Below are 19,817 nucleotides of genomic sequence, written 5' to 3' on the forward strand. Positions count from 1 at the left end.
CGCCCAAACGACAGACATCGGAGCGATAGCGCCCGCAGCCGTGGCGCAACCGACGCCCGGGTTGCTCACCGACGATAATCTGCTGCTGGTCGAGGTGATGCTCGATCAGCTCAGCCTGACCGACTCGCTGGGGGCCTATGACAGCGCCGAGGGGCTGCTCATTCCGATCGGAGAGCTGTCGCGGCTGCTCGACGTCGATCTCACCGTCCAGCTTGGCGAACGCCGGATCGTGGGGACGATCGGCGAGGCGCGGCGTCCGGTTCTGGTCGATGTGGCGAGCGGCATCATACGCGTGGCGGCGACCAGCCAGCCGCTGTCGCCAGGCGATATCGTCGTCGGCGCCAATGAAATCTATGTGCGGGCGGCGCTGCTCGAGAAGATCCTGCCGGTTCGTGCCACCTATGACGGCGCCGCGCTGCGGCTCACGCTTGCGGCGCTGGAAGCACTGCCGATCCAGTCGCGGCTCGCCCGGCTCAAGAACATGCGGGGCCTGAAGGGCGACGGCGGGGGTGGCGAGGATGTCTACCGGATAACATCAGCCGCGGCGCTGGCCACCCTGCCAAGTTTCGACGTTTCGCTAGAAGGCGGGGGGCAGAAGCGGACTCCGCATACGCCTTATCGGTATGACGTTCGCGCCGGTGGCGATCTGCTGTTCAGCAACTTCCAGGGCTATGTTGGTTCGGACCAGGCCGGGAAGCCCGTCACGGCACGGGCCCTGCTCGAGCGCCGGGATGCCGGCGGCAATGCACTGGGCCCGCTGGGGCTGACGCGGGTGGCCGTGGGCGACACATTCACGCCGGCGCTATCGCTGGGTCCGCGGAGCCTTGGCGGACGCGGCATCTCCTTCAGCTCCGCGGCGCTCAGCCAGCAGAGCGTGTTCGGCCGCATCGACCTGCGCGGCGAGTTGCCGCTCGGCTATGATGTCGAGCTCTACGTCAACGACGTGCTTCGCAGCGGGCAGGCAACGCCTGTGCAGGGCCGCTACGAGTTCCGCGACGTGCCGCTGATCCGCGGTATCAACATCATCCGGATCGTCGCCTATGGACCGCGCGGCGAGCGATCCGAAGAAGTCCGCGTGGTCAATGTCGGCGGCGGCCAGCTGGAAAAAGGCCAATTCGTTCTCGATTTTGGTGCTGCTCAGCAGGAAAAGTCGCTGATCAATCTCAGCAGCCAGGAGTCTGGCGCGATCACCTCGCCGGGTGTCGGCGATCTGCGCGTGGCCTTGAACCTGCTTTATGGCCTGACGGAAACCCTGACCCTCGCGGGCGGCGTCGCCAACTATTCGCCGACCGGGCTCGGCGAGCGCCGCCTCGTCACGGCCGGCATTCGAACTTCGCTTCGCGGTATCGCCACGCAGATCGACGCAGCGCGCGACGACCGCGGCGGCGGTGGCCTGGCGCTGGCGCTGGCGGGTGAACTGGCCGGGGTGTCGGCGGTGGTCCGCCATTCGGAATATCGCCGGGGGTTCGTGGATGAAACGGTGCCGCGCGGAAGCAGCGGCCTGGCGCTGGCGCGATCGAGTGCGCTCGACATGGACCTCCAACTGAAGGCGTGGAAGGACTTCGGCCTTCCGGTTTCCATGCGGGTTTCGCGAGACCAGTTTGCCAATGGCGACCTGAGCTGGAACGGCCTGGTCAGGGCATCGAGCCCCGTCGGCGGCATCTACCTGTCGACCGGGCTCGATTTCGAACGTCTGGACCCGGCGGGCGTCAGCCCGACCAACCGCTTGTCCGGAATCGTCAGCGCATCATCCTTTGCGATGTTCAAATGGCAGCTGCGCGCCAATGTCGATTATACGGTGCTGCCCGTCACCGCATTTCGAGGCATATCGTTGACCGCGGATCGCGACCTTTCTGAAAAGACGGCCCTCCGGCTCGGCGCAGGCCACAGCTTTGCGGGCGAAAGTGCGACTACGCTCCAGATGGCCGCCACCAGGCGCTTCGGTTTTGCCGATATGGCGCTGTCGGCAGAATATAGCGCCCCGCACAGCGACTGGCGGATTGGGCTGCAGCTGGCCTTCAGCCTTGTACGCAGTCCCCTCGGCGGAGGTTATGCGCTGCAGCGGCCAGGGGCTGCTTCAGGCGGCAACATGGCGCTGCAGGCCTTCCTCGACCAGAACGGCAATGGCCGCTTCGACAAGGATGAGGCGCCGGTAGCGGGTGTCGTCATGTCGGGCTCCGCAGGCGATATCGTCACCGACGCCAAGGGGAGGGGGCTCGTCACCGGGCTCGGCTATGGCAGCGTCGCGCAGGTTCGCACCAATCTGGACAATGTCGCGCTCGACAATGTCGCCGCACCGCCGTCAGTGATCGAATTCACACCGCGGGCAGGCACGGTTGCTGTAGTGTCCTATCCCATACAGGCAAAGGGCGAGGTGATGGTCACCATCTTCGTCCGGCGCGGCGAGAAGAGGGTGGGGCTGTCGGCGGTGATGTTGCGCGCGGTGAACGACAAGGGCGAGGCGCGCGAAGCCGTCACCGAATATGATGGCAGCGTGCTGTTCGATTCGCTGCGGCCTGGCACCTACAGGCTCGAACTCGTCGATGCGCAGGCGCAGCGGCTGAAGATGCGGCTCGAAAAGCCGGTAAGCTTCGCCATCGCAAGCGAGGGCGGCGCGGCACCCGACGTCCAGGCCATGGTGGCGTTCGACGATGCCCGTTAGGCGCATCCCATGCATTGGCGGCCTGTTATCGTCCGTCGCGCTGCTGGCGGTCGCGCCTGCTCCTGCCCCGGCCCAGACCTACACGGTCGACTCGATCACCGCTCCGGCATTTGGAACGCTGGTCGCCGCGACGACCGGCCCGACTACCTATAGCAACAACGGCGTCGTGGCCGTCTCTTCGGGAAGCGGGGTGGTCTATTCAGGCCCGGTGACCCGCGGGGCTGTGACGATCCGCTGTGTCGACGGCAGCGGAAATCCCCGCCGGTGCAACAATGCGGCCAACTTCGCACGGGTGACGGTCGGTACGAGCGGCACAACCAGCGGCCGCGCCCTGGCGATCTCCAACTTCACCGCGGTGAGCGGCACGGGCACGGTGGGATCGGGGACCAGCAGCGGCGCATCGCTCGACTTCTCGTTTTCGGGATGGTCGGCGGCCGGCACGCGCACCTTCTTCCTGGACGTCAACCTGCCGATCAACGGCGACAATGGCGGCGGGACGACCGGTGCCGCGAGTTCCGGCTTCTATGTCCGCGTCGCCAAGGATCCGACGGTTCCGGTGACGGGGCTCACAGCATCCGCTACCGCAACCGTGCGCCGGTCGCTCCAGGTCAACAAGCTGACGGATCTGAGCTTTGGGACGATCATCCGCCCTCCCAGCGGATCGGGAACCGTCACCATTGCGACCGGCGGCGGTCGATCGCTCGGCGGCGCGGTGCCTCCCATCGGCATGACCGGGGTTGGCACCCAATATCTGTTCGGTGCCGCAACCTACACGCTCAAGGGGGAGCCTGGCACCGCCTTCACCCTGACCGTTCCCGCGAGTGTCGATCTGCTCGGGCCCTCCAACCATCTTCTCATCCCGCTGACCGCAAATATATCGGGGTCTCTCAGCATGGACGTCTCAGGATCCATGGCGCTCAATATAGGAGGCGTCGTGACCATCTCGAGCAGCACCAACACCGGCTTGTACAGCCAGACGTTCAACGTCTCCGTGGTCTACAACTAAGGCGGCACGGAGGAGGCGCGGATCGTGGAGAAGCGGGATACAGGTTCGGCGCTCATCCACCGTTTCGACGGAGCGCTGGATCCGGCGATCTGCCGGAGGCTGTGCGATCTGATCCGCAGCCATGCGGCTCGAGACCAGGGTGCACGCGATGCCGCGAAGCTGCCATGGCACGACAGCGATACTTATAGCTTCGATCACTGGCACGACCAGGAACTCCGCAAGCTGATCGGCGCCTATCGGATCATGGTCTGCCAGCTGCTGGCTCTGAGCTTGCGTACGATCGTCTTCCCGCACTTCACCGATCTGGTGCTGTGGCGCCCCGGCAAGAAAATGGCCGAGCACAAGGATGACGGCTACGAAGCCGATGGCGACACGCTGAGCTGCCGCCACTTCACGTCGGTCACTTATTGCAACGATGGCTATGGCGGCGGCGAAACCTTCGTCCGCAACGAGCATGGCGGCCATTATGCAAGCACGCCGCAATGCGGCACGCTCATTTTTTTCCCGAGCGACGAGCGATGCGCCCATGGCGTCAACGAGGTGGTCGGCCAGGACCGGATCACGCTGAGCACCTGGTTCACGCGTGACGCGAGCTTCTATCGAGCCTAGCGATTCCAGTCGGATGGAATCATCGACTCGCAGACCGCGGTAAAACAACAGTCTGGGCGGCCGCCCGGCGCGACCGGGTCGAGAGCCGCTTAGCCTCGATCCCGCTCGCCGGGCATGTCGGCAGGCTCTCGTGCGACGAGCTGGAATGGAGATGCATCAGGAGGAGTACCGATTTCGATCGGTATCCCCATGAAAAACAGCTCTCTTCCCATCTCTGCAAGACGAGGAGCATCCATCTCATGCCCTAGCCGCAAGAGTTCGATAACGTCCGCGCGAACAACCCACTTTCCACCTTCTATACCGGCTCTACGCCAAGCGGTGACCGCGCGCTCCATGTTCTTCGCTATCATTGGACTGATTTACCCATGATTGGATTAACCTCAGTGAAACGACAGGATCGTATCTGTTTCGGTAGTTAATATTGTAAGTCGGCGTGCCCGCCGGTTTCTTCCTGGAGAGCCGGTCCGTTCAATCGCTCCAGGCGAGTGACGCGCACGGTCGCGCAGCGCCTGCATCTGCGGACGACACGCACGGGATTATGAGTAGCCAGGCGTTTCGCCCAGCGATGTATGCCCCAATGGCAAAGGAAGCTCACGACAATGCTCCATTCCACCCAAAGCGAGTGCGTCTGTTATGAGCGCGGGGATTAATATCCGGTGGCGCGCCGGTTCATCGAAGGCTCATCCGTCCCGTCCGCGAAGACTGTGTTGTAATGTATCAGGCCGCGCGATCACCTGGTTGGATCATCCGAATAAGGGAGGGCGAAGGCTGGCTATCCGTTGATCCAGATGAGGGCATCGATCGTATAGACGGCGGCAGCCCCGAATATCGGCCCAGCTATGTTGATGATCCTCCTGCCTCCGGATGGGCTGACCCCGGAACAACCGAGCGGCTCCGGCGCTTGTGACGCACGATCCGAATGGAGATATGTGTGGCCGGCATTCATCTCGGTATCGCAGTGACGACCATGGCGGCATTGCTCGCGGGCTGCGACCGTCAGCCCAGCGAGGCGCGCGCTCCAGGAGGCGCGGAAACGGCGGTTCCGGAAAAGCTGCGTCGGATCTGCTCCAGCGAGCAAAGCCATGCGCGGCTGAAGGCTTATATATTCAGCGAAGCGCTGCGGGTCGGCCACCGCAAAATCGGCACCTTCGATCGGTTCGCCCGAGGAACTGTAGTGCGGGTGGAGCGGCCTGGCGTGAATTTCCACGACCCGCAATTCGAAATCACAGTGTGCAGGGGAAGGATGATTCTCGAAGTCCCGGCTGGCACGGAACAAGCCTTTGATGGCCGACGGCAACTCGTCGCCGATATCAACTATGCGGCACGGGCTGCCCCCGATGGCAGTGGGCTCATCGACCGCGTGGCGGGAGCGGCACCGATCATAGACCTGTTGGCGCGGGCCGATCTGCCAGGATCCGTCCCCGCCGCTCCCGCAAATGCCCCGTCGCCGCCGCGGCGCGATGCCGCTCCGGAACCAGCAAGCGCCGTCGAGAAGGTCGAGCGGCCACCGGAGAAAGCCGGAAGCAAGGCCGCCGCCAAGCAGTCGCCGGTCCGTGGGGAGGCGTCAAAGGACCGGAAAACAGAGAAAAAGGCCGAGAGAAAAGGGGAAAGGGAGAAGGACAAAGAAAGGAAAAAGGCAAAGGACAAGGCAGGGGACACGCCAAAGGACATGGCGGTAATCGTCAAGCCGAGCTTCCCATGCCGTTATGCCCGGTCCGATGTCGAGAAGATGATCTGTGCTACCCCCGAGCTGGCAAGACTCGATCGGCAGATGGCGTCGCGATATGAGGACGCGCACGCCGCGGTCGATGCCAAGGGGAAGCGCAAGCTTCAGCGATCGCGGGAGGATTTCATCAAGGATCGCGACCGCTGTCGTGATGCCGAATGCGTCGGGGACATCTACCGCGGCAGGATCGACGAGATCGAGGATATCGAGCGGGACCGCTCCTCGCAGGCGAAGGCGCGCCGTTTCAGCGTTGGGCGTGTGTTAAAGGGGATCGGCCATACGCTCGGCGTAAAACCGTCGAACCACCGCGATGCCGATAATGCCACCAGCCAGTAGGGTAGGGCGCCCAATTCAGTCGCCTGACCGGCCCCGTTTCAGACGAAGGAGGCTCTCTGCAGCCAGTTCAATGGTCGCCGCTCCGACGACAAGGGCGACGGCGCTCCAGATGACCAGCTTGCGCGGAGCCTTCCGTGCAATCGAAGTGACCGTACCCAGTCCACGCATGACATCTCCCCCAGCGGCCCCTCGTTCGGACTCATGGAGATATGCGGTGAACTCGGCAAGTGACAAGATCCTGCCGCAAGCAGCCGGGCTGGCTGGCCATGCCCGACTTCTCAGGCCCGCTTGGTCCGATTGGCGCACCCGAAGGGATTCGAACCCCTGGCCTCTGCCTTCGGAGGGCAGCGCTCTATCCAGCTGAGCTACGGGTGCGTCGCCGCTGCGCTTAGCAAAGCGATCTGACCGCCGCTAGGCTTATTTGGGTGCGCCGCTGATCGGCTGGAACTTGCCCAGGCCGCAGCTCGCGCCGCTCATGAGCGGCGCGCTGTGCAGGACGGTGATGATGTCCACCGAGCAGAGCTGCGACAGCGAGGTCTTGTAGCTGAACTTCTCCTCGAAGCCGAGCTGCGGGCAGCTGTTCGGCAGGGTGTTACGATACACCTTCCTGCCGTCCATGTAGAAATCGATGGTGCGGTCGTCGCGCACGCGTGTGTTGCGTATCGAGTGGAGCGGGATGCAGTCGACGGCGTCGCCGACCGGCCTGATCTTCGCTTCCTGCTCGGGTCTCAGCGGCCGGGCGTCCGCCGATATGCCTAATGCCGCCGCCATCAGCGCGATTGCGCCTGCCATGTTCCTGGTCATCGCCTTCTCCTCTCGCCGGAGTCGGTCTGTCTCGCGGGCTGTCGTCCGGCTGCTGTTATACGCTTTCCACGGCTGGTTGGTTGCCCCTTAGCCTGGGCGGCGGTGTCTTCGGCTTATAGGCGCACAGGTCGATGACCGGGCAGCGCCAGCATTCGGGCTTGCGGGCTTTGCAGATATAGCGGCCATGCAGGATAAGCCAGTGATGGGCATGCGAACGGAAGGGCTGGGGGGTGACCTTTTCCAGCTTGAGCTCGACCTGGAGGACATTCTTGCCCGGTGCGAGTCCGGTGCGGTTCGAAACCCGGAAGATGTGGGTATCCACAGCGATGGTCTCGGCGCCGAAGGCGACGTTCATCACCACATTGGCGGTCTTGCGCCCGACGCCTGGCAGCTGCTCCAGCGCCTCGCGGGCCTGCGGTACTTCGCCACCATGGCGATCCATCAGGATCTGCGATAGGGCGATCACATTCTTGGCCTTGGTATTGAACAGGCCGATCGTCTTGATGTGCTCCTTGAGCCCGGCTTCGCCGAGATCGAGCATCTGCTGCGGCGTCGTTACCTTGACGAACAGCGGACCGGTCGCCTTGTTGACCCCGATGTCGGTCGCCTGCGCGGACAGCGCCACCGCGACGAGCAGCGTATAGGGGTTCACATAATGGAGTTCAGTCTCCGGTGCCGGATCGCTCTCGGCCAGCCGGCGATAGAACTCGAAGATATCGGCCTTCTTCATAGGCCGAGGACATCGCCCATCGCATAGCGCCCGGCGGGCCTGCCCTTCATCCACAGGCAGGCCTTGACCGCGCCACGTGCGAAGATAGCGCGGTTTTCCGCCCGGTGGCCGAGTTCTATCCGCTCGCTTTCGCCAGCGAACACGACCATGTGATCGCCCGCGACCGATCCGCCGCGCAACGAGGCGTAGCCGATCGTGCCCTGTTCGCGCGGTTTGTCGTTGCCATGGCCGATCCGGTCGTAGCGGCTGAGATCGGCGAGGGTAGAGCCACGGCCCTCGGCAGCCGCCGCGCCGAGCAGCAACGCGGTGCCGGAAGGCGCATCCACCTTGTGACGATGGTGCATCTCGACGATCTCGATGTCCCAGTCGCTGCCGAGCCGGCTGGCCGCTTCCTTGACGAGATGGGCGAGCAGATTGACCCCGAGCGAGGTGTTCGCCGACTGCAGGACCGACAGACCGCGCGCGGCGGCCTCGTCGATCAGCCTGTGATGTTCGGGCTGCAGCCCTGTGGTGCCGACGACCAGCGGTACCTTCGCCGCGAGCGCCGCTTCGAGATGGCCGGCAAGCGCGGCCGGCGCCGAGAAATCGACGAGGACCTCGCTGGCGGCCGCAAGCGAAGCGGTGTCCAGATAGGGACCATGGACGGCGCCCTGCAGATCGACCCCCCCGGCCACGGTCGCGCCGAGGTCGGCCGCTACATCGGCGATCGCGCGGCCCATCCGCCCATTTGCGCCCAAAATGCCGATGATCGCCATATCCATGCCCCATTCACTCTATCGCGCGCTTCATGGCCGCGCAGGCAGGGCGACGCAAGCGCTTCACATCGGGAGCCGGCGACGCCACACTGTGGCTGGAGGACGTTGATGGTGTGCAGGAGTTTGTTCATCTTCGGGATCGGGCTGGCGCTTGCATCGCCGCTGTCCGCTGCCGAACCGTCGCCGTTCCAGGGCATTCCACGGCTCAAGTTCGAATATTATGATGTCGAAGGCCGGACGCCCGCCGAGATCTATGCCTCGATGCGCGCACGGGCTCCGCGCAGTGGCGATGGGGAAGGCATGGCCCGGACCGCCTGGAGCATCAAGGTGGGCTGGCGAGAATCGCGCAGCGGATCGCGGTGCTTGGTTGCCTCCCCCCAGGCTATCCTCTCGATCACCATATTGCTGCCCAGGCTCGTGACCAGGTCTGTCACGCCGCAGGGCCTCGCTTTCTGGCGCCGTAGCCGGCAGGGTCTCGAGATTCACGAAGCCGGCCATGCCCGCATCGCTTATGATCATCGCGGCGATTTCGAGGTGGCGGCGCGCGATGCCGGTTGCGACTCGATCAGCAGGCTTGCGCAGCAGACCCAGGCCCGCGTCGCCGCGCTGCAGGAGGCATATGATCGCGAAACCCGCCACGGCATGACGCAAATTCCTGCCGCTGCTCCGTAACACCGGCTGTCGGTGCGCGCGCGCGCGCGCTATCATGCCGAAATGAACGACTTTCAAAGCATCGTAGTCCTCACCGGTGCCGGCCTTTCCGCGGAAAGCGGCCTCAACACGTTCCGCGGCCCTGGCGGTCTTTGGGAAGGTCATCGCGTCGAGGATATCTGCACGCCCGAGGCGCTGGTGCGGAACCGTGATATGGTGCTCGATTTCTATGATCAGCGGCGGTTGGCACTCGGTTCGGTTGCGCCCAATCCGGCCCATCAGGCGCTGGCGCGGCTCGATCGCGAATGGTCTGGCGATCTGCTGATCGTTACCCAGAATGTCGACGATCTGCACGAGCGCGCGGGCGCGCAGCGGTTGCTTCACATGCATGGCGAACTGATGTCCGCGCTGTGCGAAGCGTGCGGCGTGCGTGCCACCTACGGCGGGGCGATGCTGGACGGCACCGAATGCGGCGCCTGTGGAGCCGTCGACGCGCTACGGCCCGACATCGTCTTCTTCGGCGAAATGCCCTATGAAATGGACTTGATTGATCGCGAACTGCGACACGCGGATCTGTTCGTATCGATCGGGACTTCGGGTGCGGTCTATCCGGCCGCGGGCTTCGTGCAGACGGCGCGGCACATCGGAGCGCAGACTCTCGAACTCAACCTCGAGCCATCGGCAGGGAGCTATTTCTTCCACGAAAGCCGAATGGGGCCCGCGAGCCAGCTGGTGCCGCAATGGGTGGACGAGCTGTTAGGCGCTTGATTGGCGACGTCGGCTGCTTGCGTCACTCCACCCAGTCTAGCCCGATCTCGCGGTAGAGCCCGCGATCTTCTTCCCACTTCTCGGAAACCTTGACGTGCAGGAACAGGTGGACCTTGCGGTCGAGCAGCCGTTCGAGCTCGGTGCGCGAGCGCGAGCCGATTTCCTTGAGCCGCGCGCCGCGCTTGCCGAGCACGATGGCTTTCTGGGTATCGCGCGCAACCAGGATCTGCTGGTGAATGGCCACCGAGCCATCCTTGCGCTCGTCATATTTCTCGGTCTCGACTGCCGATGCATAGGGCAGCTCGGCATGGAGCTGGTGGTAGAGCTGTTCGCGGGTCACCTCGGCGGCCAACATCCGGTCGGTCGCGTCGGAAACCTGTTCCTCGGGGAAGTGCCACGGCCCCTCGGGCATGCGTTCGGCCAGCGCCCTGCGCAGGTCGTCGACGCCGTCGCCGGTGCTGGCCGAGATCATGAAGATTGCTTCCGGTGACAGCTTTTCCTGCAGCCTTGTGGCGATCTCGAGCAGCTTACCCTTGTCGGCGATGTCGACCTTGTTGAGCACGAGCAGCTTGGGCTCGTGCCGCGCCGCGAGCGTGTCGAGCAGTTCGGCGATCTTGTGGGTGACGCCGGTCTTGGCATCGATCACCAGCGCGATCAGGTCGGCGTCCTGCGCACCGCTCCAGGCGGCCGCCACCATCGCGCGATCGAGGCGACGGCGGGGCGCGAAGATACCGGGGGTGTCGACCAGCAATATCTGGCTCTCGCCGGCGATGGCGACGCCGATCAGCCGGGTGCGGGTGGTCTGCGCCTTGGCGCTGACGATCGCGACCTTCTGGCCGACCAGCGCGTTGACGAGGGTGGACTTGCCGGCGTTCGGGGCGCCGACGACGGCGACGAAGCCGCAGCGTTCGGTCATTATAATTTCTCCAGCAAGGCCTTGGCGGCGGCGGTTTCGGCTTCCTGCTTCGACGCGCCCTCGGCGCTTGCCTCGGCTTTGCCCGGGATTGCGACGGTGACGGTGAAGCGCGGGGCATGATGCGGCCCGGTGCGCGCCCCGGTGGTGTAAACCGGCGGGCGGCAACGGTTGGCGGCGGCCCATTCCTGGAGCGCCGACTTCGGATGTTTCGGCGCCTGACCCTGACCGGTCACCCGCTCGGCCCAGGCGCGGCGGACGAATTCCTGCGCGGCGACAAGTCCGCCTTCGACGAAAAGTGCGCCGATCAGCGCCTCGACGACATCGCCGAGCACATTGTCGCTGTCGACGGCGCCATCGTCGCGGGCCTGCTTGCCGAGCTTGAGGTGGGTCGCGACGCCGATCTCGCGCCCGATCTCGGCACAGGCCTCGCGGCTGACGATCGCATTGAGCCGTCGCGACAGCTTGCCCTCGGGCTCGTCGGGAAACAGCATATACAGCCAGTCCGCCGCGATCAGCCCGAGCACGCGATCACCGAGAAATTCGAGCCGCTCATAATGCACCGGGCCATGGCTGCCATGGGTCAGCGCGCGCTTGAACAGCGCCACGTCCCGGGGGCTATGCCCGAGGGTCGATTCGATCCAGCCGCGGAGAGCGTCGTCATTCATCGGCGCGCTCCTAGCGGATCGAGGGGATTGCGTCACCTGCGGCGCGCGGGCAGAATCAAGGGATGGGTGACCTGGTCAATCTCAACAAGGCGCGCAAGGCGAAGGGCAAGCTCGACAAGCGCGTCGCGGCGGAGGCCAATCGCGCGAAATTCGGGCGAACCAAGGCCGAGAAGGATAGGGACAAGGCCGAAGCGCAAAGGGCGGCCAGGCTGCTGGACGGCGCCAAGCTGGAGAGAGACTGAGCCCTATCGCGCCAGAGCCATCATCGTGGCGAGCGCTGTCGCGCTGCCACCCCACAGCAGGATAGCAATGCCGACGAAGCGGATCAGCGCACGGCGACGCTCCGCGGGATCGGCGATGAAGCTTTCGACGGCGCGATCGGCCAGCATCTGCTGGAGTGCATGAGCCGGAGAGGGGACATGTTCGGCGACAATGTCGGCGCTGAATGCCACGACACGGCCTTTTGTGCGCCGTTCCTTGAAGGGGGCGGCTTCGCCTGCGGACTTGTGGTTGAACAGCGCCATGATCGTCTCCTGCAGCCGCATGATGCGGCCGGCAGCGTTAACAGTCCCTAAAGATCAGCCGATCTGTTCCCAGGCATCGACGATCCCCGCCAGCAGGTCACGGGCTCGTTCCACCATGGCGGGATCGTCGCCGCGTCCGCCCTCCTGGATCAGCCGGCGCGCCTCGCGATAGACCCGCGCCAGGTTTATGGCGATTTCGCCGCCGTTGCGGAAGTCGAGGCTGGTTTCCAGCGCAAGGAGGATCGTCGAGCTGCGGGCCTGCTTGTCGATCGTCTTGGCGCGATTGCCGGCCCGCTGCGCGGCCAGCATGATCTCGATCGCCTTCATCAGTTCTTCGAACAATATGCCGATCAGCCGGTGCGGCGACGCGCCTTCGACCTGGCTCTCGATATCGACGGCCTGGTAGCGCAGCCTCGCCCCCCCCATCGCGCCATAGCCGTTGTTCATGAACATGCCTTATTCTCTCTTCTTCGTCGGGTTCGAGATCAATTGCTGCCGTTGGTCCACAGCTTCACCTGCTGGGTGAGGTAGCTCTGGGTCGAGCTGTAGGCGAGCAGCGCCGACTGCATCCGTGTGAACTGCTTCGTCAGCTGGTCGCGATAGGCGGTGTCCTTGGTCGTCAGCTTCTCCTTGGAGTCGCTGATCGCCGCCTTCTCGTTCTCGAGCTTCTTCTGCGAGGTGGTGAGCTGGCCTGAACTTGCGGTCATTTCGTTCTTGATCGCGTCGAGCGCGCCCTGAAGGCCCATGTCGATGGTGATCTTGGCGCTAGTGACCGGGCCGAGCACGTCGAACGACAGGCCGACCGCCGCCGATACGAAGGAGGCGGTGACTCCCGTCGGGCCGAGCGGCAGGGTATAGCCGCCGTCGAGCGTCGCGGAAGCGTTGGTGCCGCTACTGCCGGGCGTCGCATTGGTGACGGTGTAGATGCCGCCCTTCACCTTGCCCACGGCGTTGGTGATCTTGATCAGGGCGTTGTCGCTGCGCTGGCCGGGGTTGAACATCGCCTCGATCGCGCTCGGGTTCGCCGTCATCGCCGTCGACAGCTTCGCGCTGTCGAGCACAAGGCTTCCGTCGCGGCTGGTCGATACGCCGATTTCCGCCAAGGTGGTGGGGCTGCCGTCGGTGGCATAGGTGAGCTTGGTCGAGGTAAGCGTGCCGAGCCGCTGAACGAGCGCGCGCAGGCCGGCATCGCCGCGGAGCGATCCGGTTGTGCCGGTCATCCCGGTCAGCGTCGTCTTCATCTCGTTATAGGCAGAGACGAAATCGCCCACCGCCTGCTTGATCGCATCGACCGGTTGGCTGGATCCGATCGAGATGCTGGTGCCGGGTGCGGCCGAGACCAGGTCGATCTTCACCCCTTCGATCACGTCGGTGAAGCTGTTGCTCCCCTTGGTGACGGCCACCCCATCCACGGTCAGCTCGGCGTTCTGCGCCTCCTGCTGGAGCGTCAGGCCGGTGATGTTGTCGGGATCATAGGTGGTCGGATCATAGACGAAGCGGCCCAACTCGGCGGCGTTGCCGCTCGTCATGGTCAGCGAAAAAGCATTGGTCGTACCGGTTGTGCCCTTGACGACAAGCCGCGCACCCGACGCATCGACGACGGTGCTGGCGGTCACGCCCAGGCCGGAATCCTTGATCGCCTTGGCCAGGCCGGCAAGCGAATTGTTTGTCGCATCGATGGTGATCGTCTTGGTCTGGCTGCCGACCTTCAGGCTGAGCGTGCCGAGCCCGACGGCCGTTGCAGCGGAGAGCAGCGGGGCGGCCGTCATCGTCTGCGCGGCGGCGAGCTTGCCGACCTTGATCGTGGCGGACAGCCCGTTGAGTCGCGCGCCAGCGATGGCGCTGACATTGACGATCGCGCTGTTGGAACTGGTGGGCTGGGTGAACAGCGTGCCGCCCGATACCAGGCTCGACAGCGATGACGAGAAGGAACCGATCGAATTGACTGCGGTCGCGAGGTCGGAGATTTTGCTGGTGTTTGCGCTCTCGCGCGTGGTCAGAGCCTTCTGCTTGTCGGCGATCGCGGCCGTCGCGAGCTGGTCGACGAGCGAACCCGTATCGATGCTGGACGCTCCCAGCGCCGTGAGAATCGAAGATCCGACCGACGTGACCATCTGAAACACCATCCTGCTGCTGCCGGTAACGGCGCACCCGAAGGCGCATTTAGCGGGACAAGTCCTTTCATTTCCCTAACGGACGCTAACCCTGTTCATGGCGCCGAGGATTAGACGACGGTCTGGCCATCCTCATCGAACCGCGCGCCGGTCGGCACCTCGATGTCGGGCTGGACGATTCCCTCCGCCATCGCGCGGTCGAGATTGAACACGAAGGCAAGGATCGCCGCGACCGCGATGAACAGGTCATCGCGGATCATCTGCCCCGAACGGCTGGTATAATAGATCGCGCGCGTGAGCTGCGGATATTGCAGCAACGGCACTTCGAGTTCTGCGGCAAGCTCGCGGATCGCATCGGCGGTGGCGCCGCGTCCGCGGGCGAGGACGATCGGCGCGGCGTCATACCCGGGTTTGTAGCGCAGGGCGACGGCGAAATGGGTGGGGTTGGTGAGAACCACGGTGGCCTCAATCACGGCCTTGCGCGCCGAGCCCTTTGCCATCTGCATCTGCTTCTGGCGAATCGCCGCTTTCATTTCGGGCGAGCCCTCGGTCTGCTTGCTCTCGTCCTTGATCTCCTGCTTGGACATCCGGAGCCTTTTCGCCCGCTGGAAGATCTGTGCGGGAACGTCAGCGCCGGCGACGATCGCCAGCGCCATCGTCATTACCAGGACCGCGAAGATGAAGGTCGATCCGAGATGATTGAGCGCGGTGCGCATATCCTGCTGCCCCATGGTCACGATGGCAGCGACCTGGTCCATCAGCAGCCAGTAGCCGACCGCGCCGAGCGCGATGATCTTGAGCAGCGACTTGCCCAGCTCGATCAGCCCCTGCATGCCGAAGATGCGCTTGAGCCCCGCCGCCGGGTTGAGCTTGCCCGGATTGAAGCTGATCGCCGACCAGCGGAAGCCGAGCGACCCGAGCATCGCGGGCGCCGCGATCGCCGCTGCCATGGTCAGTGCGAACAGCAGGATGATCGGCATGGCGATCGTGGCGACGGTGGAGAACACCGCGCCGAGCGGATCGAAATCCTGGATGGCACTGCTGTCGAACGACAGTGCGTTCGACAGCATCTGCTTGAGCGCCGCGATCAGCCAGGGGCCGGCCATCGCGATCCAGACGGCACCGACAATCATCACCAATGCGGTGCCAAGCTCCTTGGATTGCAGGACATCACCTTTGTCGGTGGCATCCTGCCGGCGCTTCGCGGTCGGCGCTTCGGTTTTCTCGTCGTCCTCGGGACCCTCGGCCACCGCCTATTTCCCCGCGGCCAGCAGCCGGGCCTCGGCCAGTCCACGCTGGATCGCTGCGGTGATGCCGTCGGCCATGACCGGCGCGGCTATCGCCATCAGCACCAGCCCGGCCATGAGCGTGGCAGGCAATCCGACCGAGAAGATATTCATCTGCGGTGCCGAGCGCGCCAGCATCGCCATCACCAACTGGACGAGAATGATCGCGAAGCCCACCGGCAGCGCGATAGCGAGCCCGGCGGCGAACAGGTCGCCGCCAAACAACACCAGGCCTTGCACGCTCTTCGCCCCGAGCCACGCCTCGCCCGGCGGCAGCGCGTGATAGCTTTCGACGATGATCGCAGCGAGCTGGAGATGGCCGCCGGTCGACAGGAACAGGAAGACCGCCATCAAGGACAGGAACTGGCTGACCGCGGGGCTTGGGGCTCCGCTCGCGGGATCGACCATCGCGGCAAAGCCCAGGCCCATGGCGTTGCCGATCACCTCGCCTGCGACCATCGCGGCGGAAAAACCGATCTGGACGGCAAAACCCAGCGCCAGTCCGGCCAGCACCTCGCCAGCGACCAGCACGAAGCCGGCAACCGAGACGACCCCGCCCACCGGCAATACGAAGGGCGTATTGGCCAGCGCCGGCACTCCGATCGCCAGCGCCACGACCGCACGAAGCTGCAGCGGAACCTGCGGCGCGCCAAACACCGGGGCGGCGATGAAAGCGGCACCAGGCCGGATCATCGCGATCATCCAGAGCCAGAGCTGGGTTTCCACCCCGGCCAGGCCTTGGGGTATCATCTCAGCATGTCCGGAATCCGCGCGAACATCTCGCGGGTGAAATCGGCGAGCAGCATCATGATCGCGCCACCGAACAGGGCCAGCGCAATGCCGACGACGATCAGCTTGGGCACGAAGCTCAGCGTCTGCTCGTTGATCGAGGTCGCCGCCTGGATCATGCCCAGGATGATGCCGGCGACGAGGGCCGGGATCAGGATCGGCGCCGATGCGAGCGCAAGGATCCACATCGCCTGCTGGGCGATGCCGATGAAATAGTCGGGGGAGCCGGCGCTATCCATGCGCGCGCCCCATCGACCCACCATTCGTCATCCCAGCGAAAGCTGGGATCTCCCTTGTCTCTGGCGATGGACAAGGCAAAGAGATCCCAGCTTTCGCTGGGATGACGGGCGAGAAGGCGCCCCTCACGTCGCGAAGCTCCCCGCCAGCGAGCCCATAGTCAGTGCCCATCCGTCGACAAGAACGAACAATAACAGTTTGAATGGCATGGAGATTATCGCCGGAGACAGCATCATCATGCCGAGCGACATCAAGGTCGACGCGACCACCAGGTCGATCACCAGGAACGGCAGGAATATCAGGAAGCCGATCTGGAACGCCGTCTTCAACTCGCTCGTGACATAAGCCGGCAGCAGGATGGAGAAGGGAATGTCGGCCGCGCGGGCGAAGCGCGGTGCCTTGGCGAGATCAGCGAACAGCTTCAGGTCGGTCTGACGGGTCTGGAGGACCATGAACCGGTGCAACACCGTGCCGCTGCGGGTGATCGCCTCCTCCATCGTGATCTGCCCGGCGCCATAGGGTTTGAAGGCATTGGCGTTGATCTGGTCGATCGACGGCCGCATGATGAACAGCGACAGGAACAACGCCAGGCCGACCAGCACCTGGTTCGGCGGCGTCTGCTGCAGGCCTAGCGCCTGGCGCAGCAGCGACAGCACGATGATGATCCGGGTGAAGCTGGTCATCATCAGCACCAGCGACGGCAGCACCGTCAGCAGGCTCATCAGCACCAGGATCTGCAACGACAGCGACAGCGGCCGGCCATCCCCCGAGATCGTCGTCATTGCCCGGTCGAGCGCGCCGGTCTGCGCCGGCCCTGCGGTGGAGGCGATGGCGGGATCGGCGATCAGGAGAGCCGTGAACAGCAGTACTGCGATAGCCAGAATCGATCGGATGGTGATGCGGCGCCCCCCTGTCATCATGGGGTTTCAGCACTTGGGCAGGTTAACTTCAAGCGCTTCGTCCTCTTCTCTTCGTCATTCCGGCGAAAGCTGGAATCTCAGTTCCCTTGTGCGGACGAGAAAGGCAGCGAGATCCCAGCTTCCGCTGGGATGACGATGAAAGTCAAAGGAAGCTGTAGGGATCGACATCCACCGCCACGCGCACGCCGCGCGGCCACTCCAGCGGGCCGAGCCAGTCCCTTATGACCTGCTGGACGTCGAGCGAGCGCCGTGCGTGAACCAGCAGCCTCTGCCGGTGCCGTCCGCGCAGCATCGCCAGCGGGGCGGGGGCCGGGCCATAGACGTGCATGCCCTCCACTGCGGGCGAGGTGCGGCCGATCAGTCGCGCCGTGACAGCGGCTTCATCCAGCTTTTCCGAAGACACTATGATCGCGGCATAGCGGCCGAACGGCGGCGCTTCGGCCATCTTCCGCGCTTCGGTCTCAGCTGCGTAAAAGCTCTGCGCATCGCCGGACAGCAACGCCTGGATCACCGGCGCCTTGGGGGCGTGGGTCTGGATATAGACATGGCCCGGCTTCGCACCTCGGCCTGCGCGGCCCGCCACCTGGGAGATCTGCTGGAAGCTGCGTTCGGCGGCGCGGAGATCGCCACCGGAAAGGCCCAGGTCGGCGTCGATCACCCCGACCAGCGTCAGCTCGGGAAAATGATAGCCCTTGGTGACGAGCTGGGTGCCGACGACCACGTCGATATCACCCGCGTCCATCCGCTCGACGAACTCGGCGGCGCGCACTGGCGTCGACAAGGTGTCGGACGTGGCGATAGCGATGCGCGCTTCGGGGAACAGAGCCGTCACTTCGTCGGCGATCCGCTCGACGCCGGGGCCGCACGCCACCAGGCTATCCTCGTCCTTGCATTCGGGGCATTGCGCGGGCGGCGGCATGCTGTGCCCGCAATGATGGCATTGCAGCCGGCTGAGCAGGCGATGCTCGACCATCCATGCGGTGCAGTTCGGGCATTGGAAGCGATGCCCGCAGGTTCGGCACAGCGTCAGCGGTGCGTAGCCGCGGCGGTTGAGGAAGAGCAGGCTCTGCTCGCCCTTTTCCAGCCGGTCCTGCATCGCGCGCACGAGCGACGGCGCCAGCCAGCGGCCGCGCGGCGGTGGCTCGGCGAGCAGATCGACCGCGTCGATCTGTGGCATCTCGGCGCCGCCGTGGCGTGAGGCCAGCTTGAGTTCGGTATAGCGTCCGATCGCCGCCTGTTGCCGGGTCTCGATCGCCGGGGTGGCCGAGGCGAGCACGATCGGGATTGTTTCCAGCTTGGCGCGCATCACCGCCACGTCGCGGGCATGATAGAGGACCCCGTCCTCCTGCTTGAAGCTGGCTTCATGCGCCTCGTCGACGACGATCAGGCCAAGATTGCGGTACGGCAGGAATAGCGCGGAGCGCGCCCCGACCACCACCTGCGCCTCGCCATTGGCGATACCCCGCCAGGCGCGCCGCCGCTGCGACTGGCGGAGTTCGCTGTGCCAGGCGACCGGCAAATGGCCGAAACGCGCTTCGAACCGCTTCAGGAAGGGCTCGGTCAGCGCGATTTCGGGCAGCAGCACCAGCGTCTGCCGGCCTAGGCGAAGCGCCTCGGCGATCGCCTCGAAATAGACTTCGGTCTTGCCGGATCCCGTGACGCCGTCGAGCAGGAAGGGATGAAAGTCGGCCGCCCGCACCGCATCGGCCAGCAGGCCGGCGGCAAGCTGCTGCTCATCCGACAGAATAGGCACGTCGTGGTCGGCATCGGGCGACGGCCAAGGCGTGTCGATCGATACCGTCACCGCCTCGATCGCCCCGGATTTGACCAGGCCGCGGATCACTGCGTCGGAGACGTCGGCGATGGTGGCCAGTTCGCGGATCAGCCCCTGGCGTTGGCCGATCCGGTCGAGCGCCTGTTCACGCTGCGGCGTCACCCTGCCGGGCCGCTCGCCGGTCAGGCGATATTCGGTGATGGTGCGCGCGCCGTCGAGCGCGCKCGACGACGGCAGGGCCATCCGCAACACCGCCGCGGGCGGCGCCAGATAATAGTCGGCGGTCCATTCGATCAGCCGGCGCAGCGGCGCGGCGATCGGCGGCACGTCATAGACGCCGAGCAGCGGCCGCAGCCGGTTGTCGCCGACCTGGTCGGCCGACGGCAGCGTCTCTTCCTCCCAGACGACGCCTACCATCTGGCGTGGCCCCAGCGGCGCGAGGACGATGCTGCCGGGCGTGACGACATGCTCCCGATCGACGCGATAATCGAGCGGGCCAAGGGCAGGATTGACGAGAAGCACATGGGCACGAGCCATGCGACCGT

At 64.9% G+C, this 19,817-nt stretch carries 20 protein-coding genes and 1 tRNA gene; 7 read left to right on the top strand and 14 right to left on the bottom strand.

Annotation, left to right across the window (positions count from 1 at the left end; translation table 11 throughout):
• The first annotated feature begins 40 nt into the window (after positions 1-40).
• The 4 genes from AC1DQK_RS00290 (at position 41) to AC1DQK_RS00305 (ending at position 6,339) form a co-directional block, all read left to right on the top strand.
• Positions 41-2,662, top strand: coding sequence for a hypothetical protein (locus AC1DQK_RS00290; protein ID WP_477866205.1), 2,622 nt, complete (start codon positions 41-43; stop codon positions 2,660-2,662).
• Positions 2,652-3,668: a DUF4402 domain-containing protein gene (locus AC1DQK_RS00295; RefSeq protein ID WP_477866207.1), complete on the top strand. Its 1,017-nt coding sequence runs from the start codon at positions 2,652-2,654 to the stop codon at positions 3,666-3,668. The genes AC1DQK_RS00290 and AC1DQK_RS00295 overlap by 11 nt, the downstream gene beginning before the upstream one ends.
• A gap of 24 nt (positions 3,669-3,692) precedes the next feature.
• Entirely contained in the window at positions 3,693-4,277 is a 585-nt protein-coding gene (locus AC1DQK_RS00300) for a 2OG-Fe(II) oxygenase (protein ID WP_477866209.1), read from the top strand.
• Between the two features lie 931 nt (positions 4,278-5,208).
• Positions 5,209-6,339, top strand: a complete 1,131-nt coding sequence (locus AC1DQK_RS00305; RefSeq protein ID WP_477866211.1) for a lysozyme inhibitor LprI family protein — start codon at positions 5,209-5,211, stop codon at positions 6,337-6,339.
• Between the two features lie 298 nt (positions 6,340-6,637).
• On the opposite strand, the gene AC1DQK_RS00310 is transcribed toward AC1DQK_RS00305, so the two are convergent.
• From AC1DQK_RS00310 to dapB, 4 genes are all read right to left on the bottom strand, one after another.
• Positions 6,638-6,714, bottom strand: a tRNA-Arg gene (locus AC1DQK_RS00310).
• Positions 6,715-6,756: 42 nt separating this feature from the next.
• A complete protein-coding gene (locus AC1DQK_RS00315) occupies positions 6,757-7,143 on the bottom strand; it encodes a hypothetical protein (RefSeq protein ID WP_477866213.1) in 387 nt (128 codons plus the stop codon).
• A 55-nt stretch (positions 7,144-7,198) separates the two neighbouring features.
• Entirely contained in the window at positions 7,199-7,873 is a 675-nt protein-coding gene (gene nth, locus AC1DQK_RS00320) for an endonuclease III (protein ID WP_477866215.1), read from the bottom strand.
• A complete protein-coding gene (gene dapB / locus AC1DQK_RS00325; RefSeq protein ID WP_477866951.1) occupies positions 7,870-8,628 on the bottom strand; it encodes a 4-hydroxy-tetrahydrodipicolinate reductase in 759 nt (252 codons plus the stop codon). The genes nth and dapB overlap by 4 nt, the downstream gene beginning before the upstream one ends.
• 108 nt (positions 8,629-8,736) lie before the next feature.
• On the opposite strand from dapB, the gene AC1DQK_RS00330 reads away from it, so the two are divergent.
• Both AC1DQK_RS00330 and AC1DQK_RS00335 read left to right on the top strand, forming a co-directional pair.
• Positions 8,737-9,300: a DUF922 domain-containing protein gene (locus AC1DQK_RS00330; RefSeq protein ID WP_477866217.1), complete on the top strand. Its 564-nt coding sequence runs from the start codon at positions 8,737-8,739 to the stop codon at positions 9,298-9,300.
• A 42-nt stretch (positions 9,301-9,342) separates the two neighbouring features.
• Positions 9,343-10,047: an NAD-dependent deacylase gene (locus AC1DQK_RS00335; RefSeq protein ID WP_477866219.1), complete on the top strand. Its 705-nt coding sequence runs from the start codon at positions 9,343-9,345 to the stop codon at positions 10,045-10,047.
• Positions 10,048-10,069: 22 nt separating this feature from the next.
• Here the strand turns inward: AC1DQK_RS00335 and era are convergent, their stop codons facing one another.
• Positions 10,070-10,963, bottom strand: a complete 894-nt coding sequence (gene era / locus AC1DQK_RS00340) for a GTPase Era (protein WP_477866221.1) — start codon at positions 10,961-10,963, stop codon at positions 10,070-10,072.
• On the bottom strand, positions 10,963-11,628 hold the full coding sequence (rnc, locus tag AC1DQK_RS00345; protein ID WP_477866223.1) for a ribonuclease III: 666 nt from the start codon (positions 11,626-11,628) through the stop codon (positions 10,963-10,965). The genes era and rnc overlap by 1 nt, the downstream gene beginning before the upstream one ends.
• A 62-nt stretch (positions 11,629-11,690) precedes the next feature.
• Between rnc and AC1DQK_RS00350 the strand changes: the two genes are divergently transcribed.
• The gene (locus tag AC1DQK_RS00350; RefSeq protein ID WP_477866225.1) at positions 11,691-11,870 is read left to right on the top strand and encodes a DUF4169 family protein; all 180 of its coding nucleotides are present in this window, start codon (positions 11,691-11,693) and stop codon (positions 11,868-11,870) included.
• A 3-nt stretch (positions 11,871-11,873) separates the two neighbouring features.
• Here AC1DQK_RS00350 and AC1DQK_RS00355 read toward each other — a convergent pair whose 3' ends face one another.
• From AC1DQK_RS00355 to AC1DQK_RS00390, 8 genes are all read right to left on the bottom strand, one after another.
• Complete coding sequence (locus AC1DQK_RS00355; RefSeq protein WP_477866227.1) at positions 11,874-12,152, bottom strand: hypothetical protein; 279 nt, start codon at positions 12,150-12,152, stop codon at positions 11,874-11,876.
• A gap of 54 nt (positions 12,153-12,206) precedes the next feature.
• Complete coding sequence (locus AC1DQK_RS00360) at positions 12,207-12,605, bottom strand: flagellar export chaperone FliS (protein WP_477866229.1); 399 nt, start codon at positions 12,603-12,605, stop codon at positions 12,207-12,209.
• Between the two features lie 32 nt (positions 12,606-12,637).
• Entirely contained in the window at positions 12,638-14,266 is a 1,629-nt protein-coding gene (fliD, locus tag AC1DQK_RS00365; protein WP_477866231.1) for a flagellar filament capping protein FliD, read from the bottom strand.
• Positions 14,267-14,376: 110 nt separating this feature from the next.
• On the bottom strand, positions 14,377-15,516 hold the full coding sequence (flhB, locus tag AC1DQK_RS00370) for a flagellar type III secretion system protein FlhB (protein WP_477866233.1): 1,140 nt from the start codon (positions 15,514-15,516) through the stop codon (positions 14,377-14,379).
• A gap of 3 nt (positions 15,517-15,519) precedes the next feature.
• Positions 15,520-16,302: a flagellar biosynthetic protein FliR gene (gene fliR, locus AC1DQK_RS00375; RefSeq protein WP_477866235.1), complete on the bottom strand. Its 783-nt coding sequence runs from the start codon at positions 16,300-16,302 to the stop codon at positions 15,520-15,522.
• Entirely contained in the window at positions 16,299-16,580 is a 282-nt protein-coding gene (gene fliQ / locus AC1DQK_RS00380) for a flagellar biosynthesis protein FliQ (protein ID WP_477866237.1), read from the bottom strand. The genes fliR and fliQ overlap by 4 nt, the downstream gene beginning before the upstream one ends.
• A 123-nt stretch (positions 16,581-16,703) precedes the next feature.
• A complete protein-coding gene (fliP, locus tag AC1DQK_RS00385; RefSeq protein ID WP_477866239.1) occupies positions 16,704-17,498 on the bottom strand; it encodes a flagellar type III secretion system pore protein FliP in 795 nt (264 codons plus the stop codon).
• Positions 17,499-17,640: 142 nt separating this feature from the next.
• The gene (locus AC1DQK_RS00390; RefSeq protein ID WP_477866241.1) at positions 17,641-19,809 is read right to left on the bottom strand and encodes a primosomal protein N'; all 2,169 of its coding nucleotides are present in this window, start codon (positions 19,807-19,809) and stop codon (positions 17,641-17,643) included.
• Positions 19,810-19,817: the final 8 nt, after the last annotated feature.

Source organism: Rhizorhabdus sp. P4_G5 (assembly GCF_056401065.1).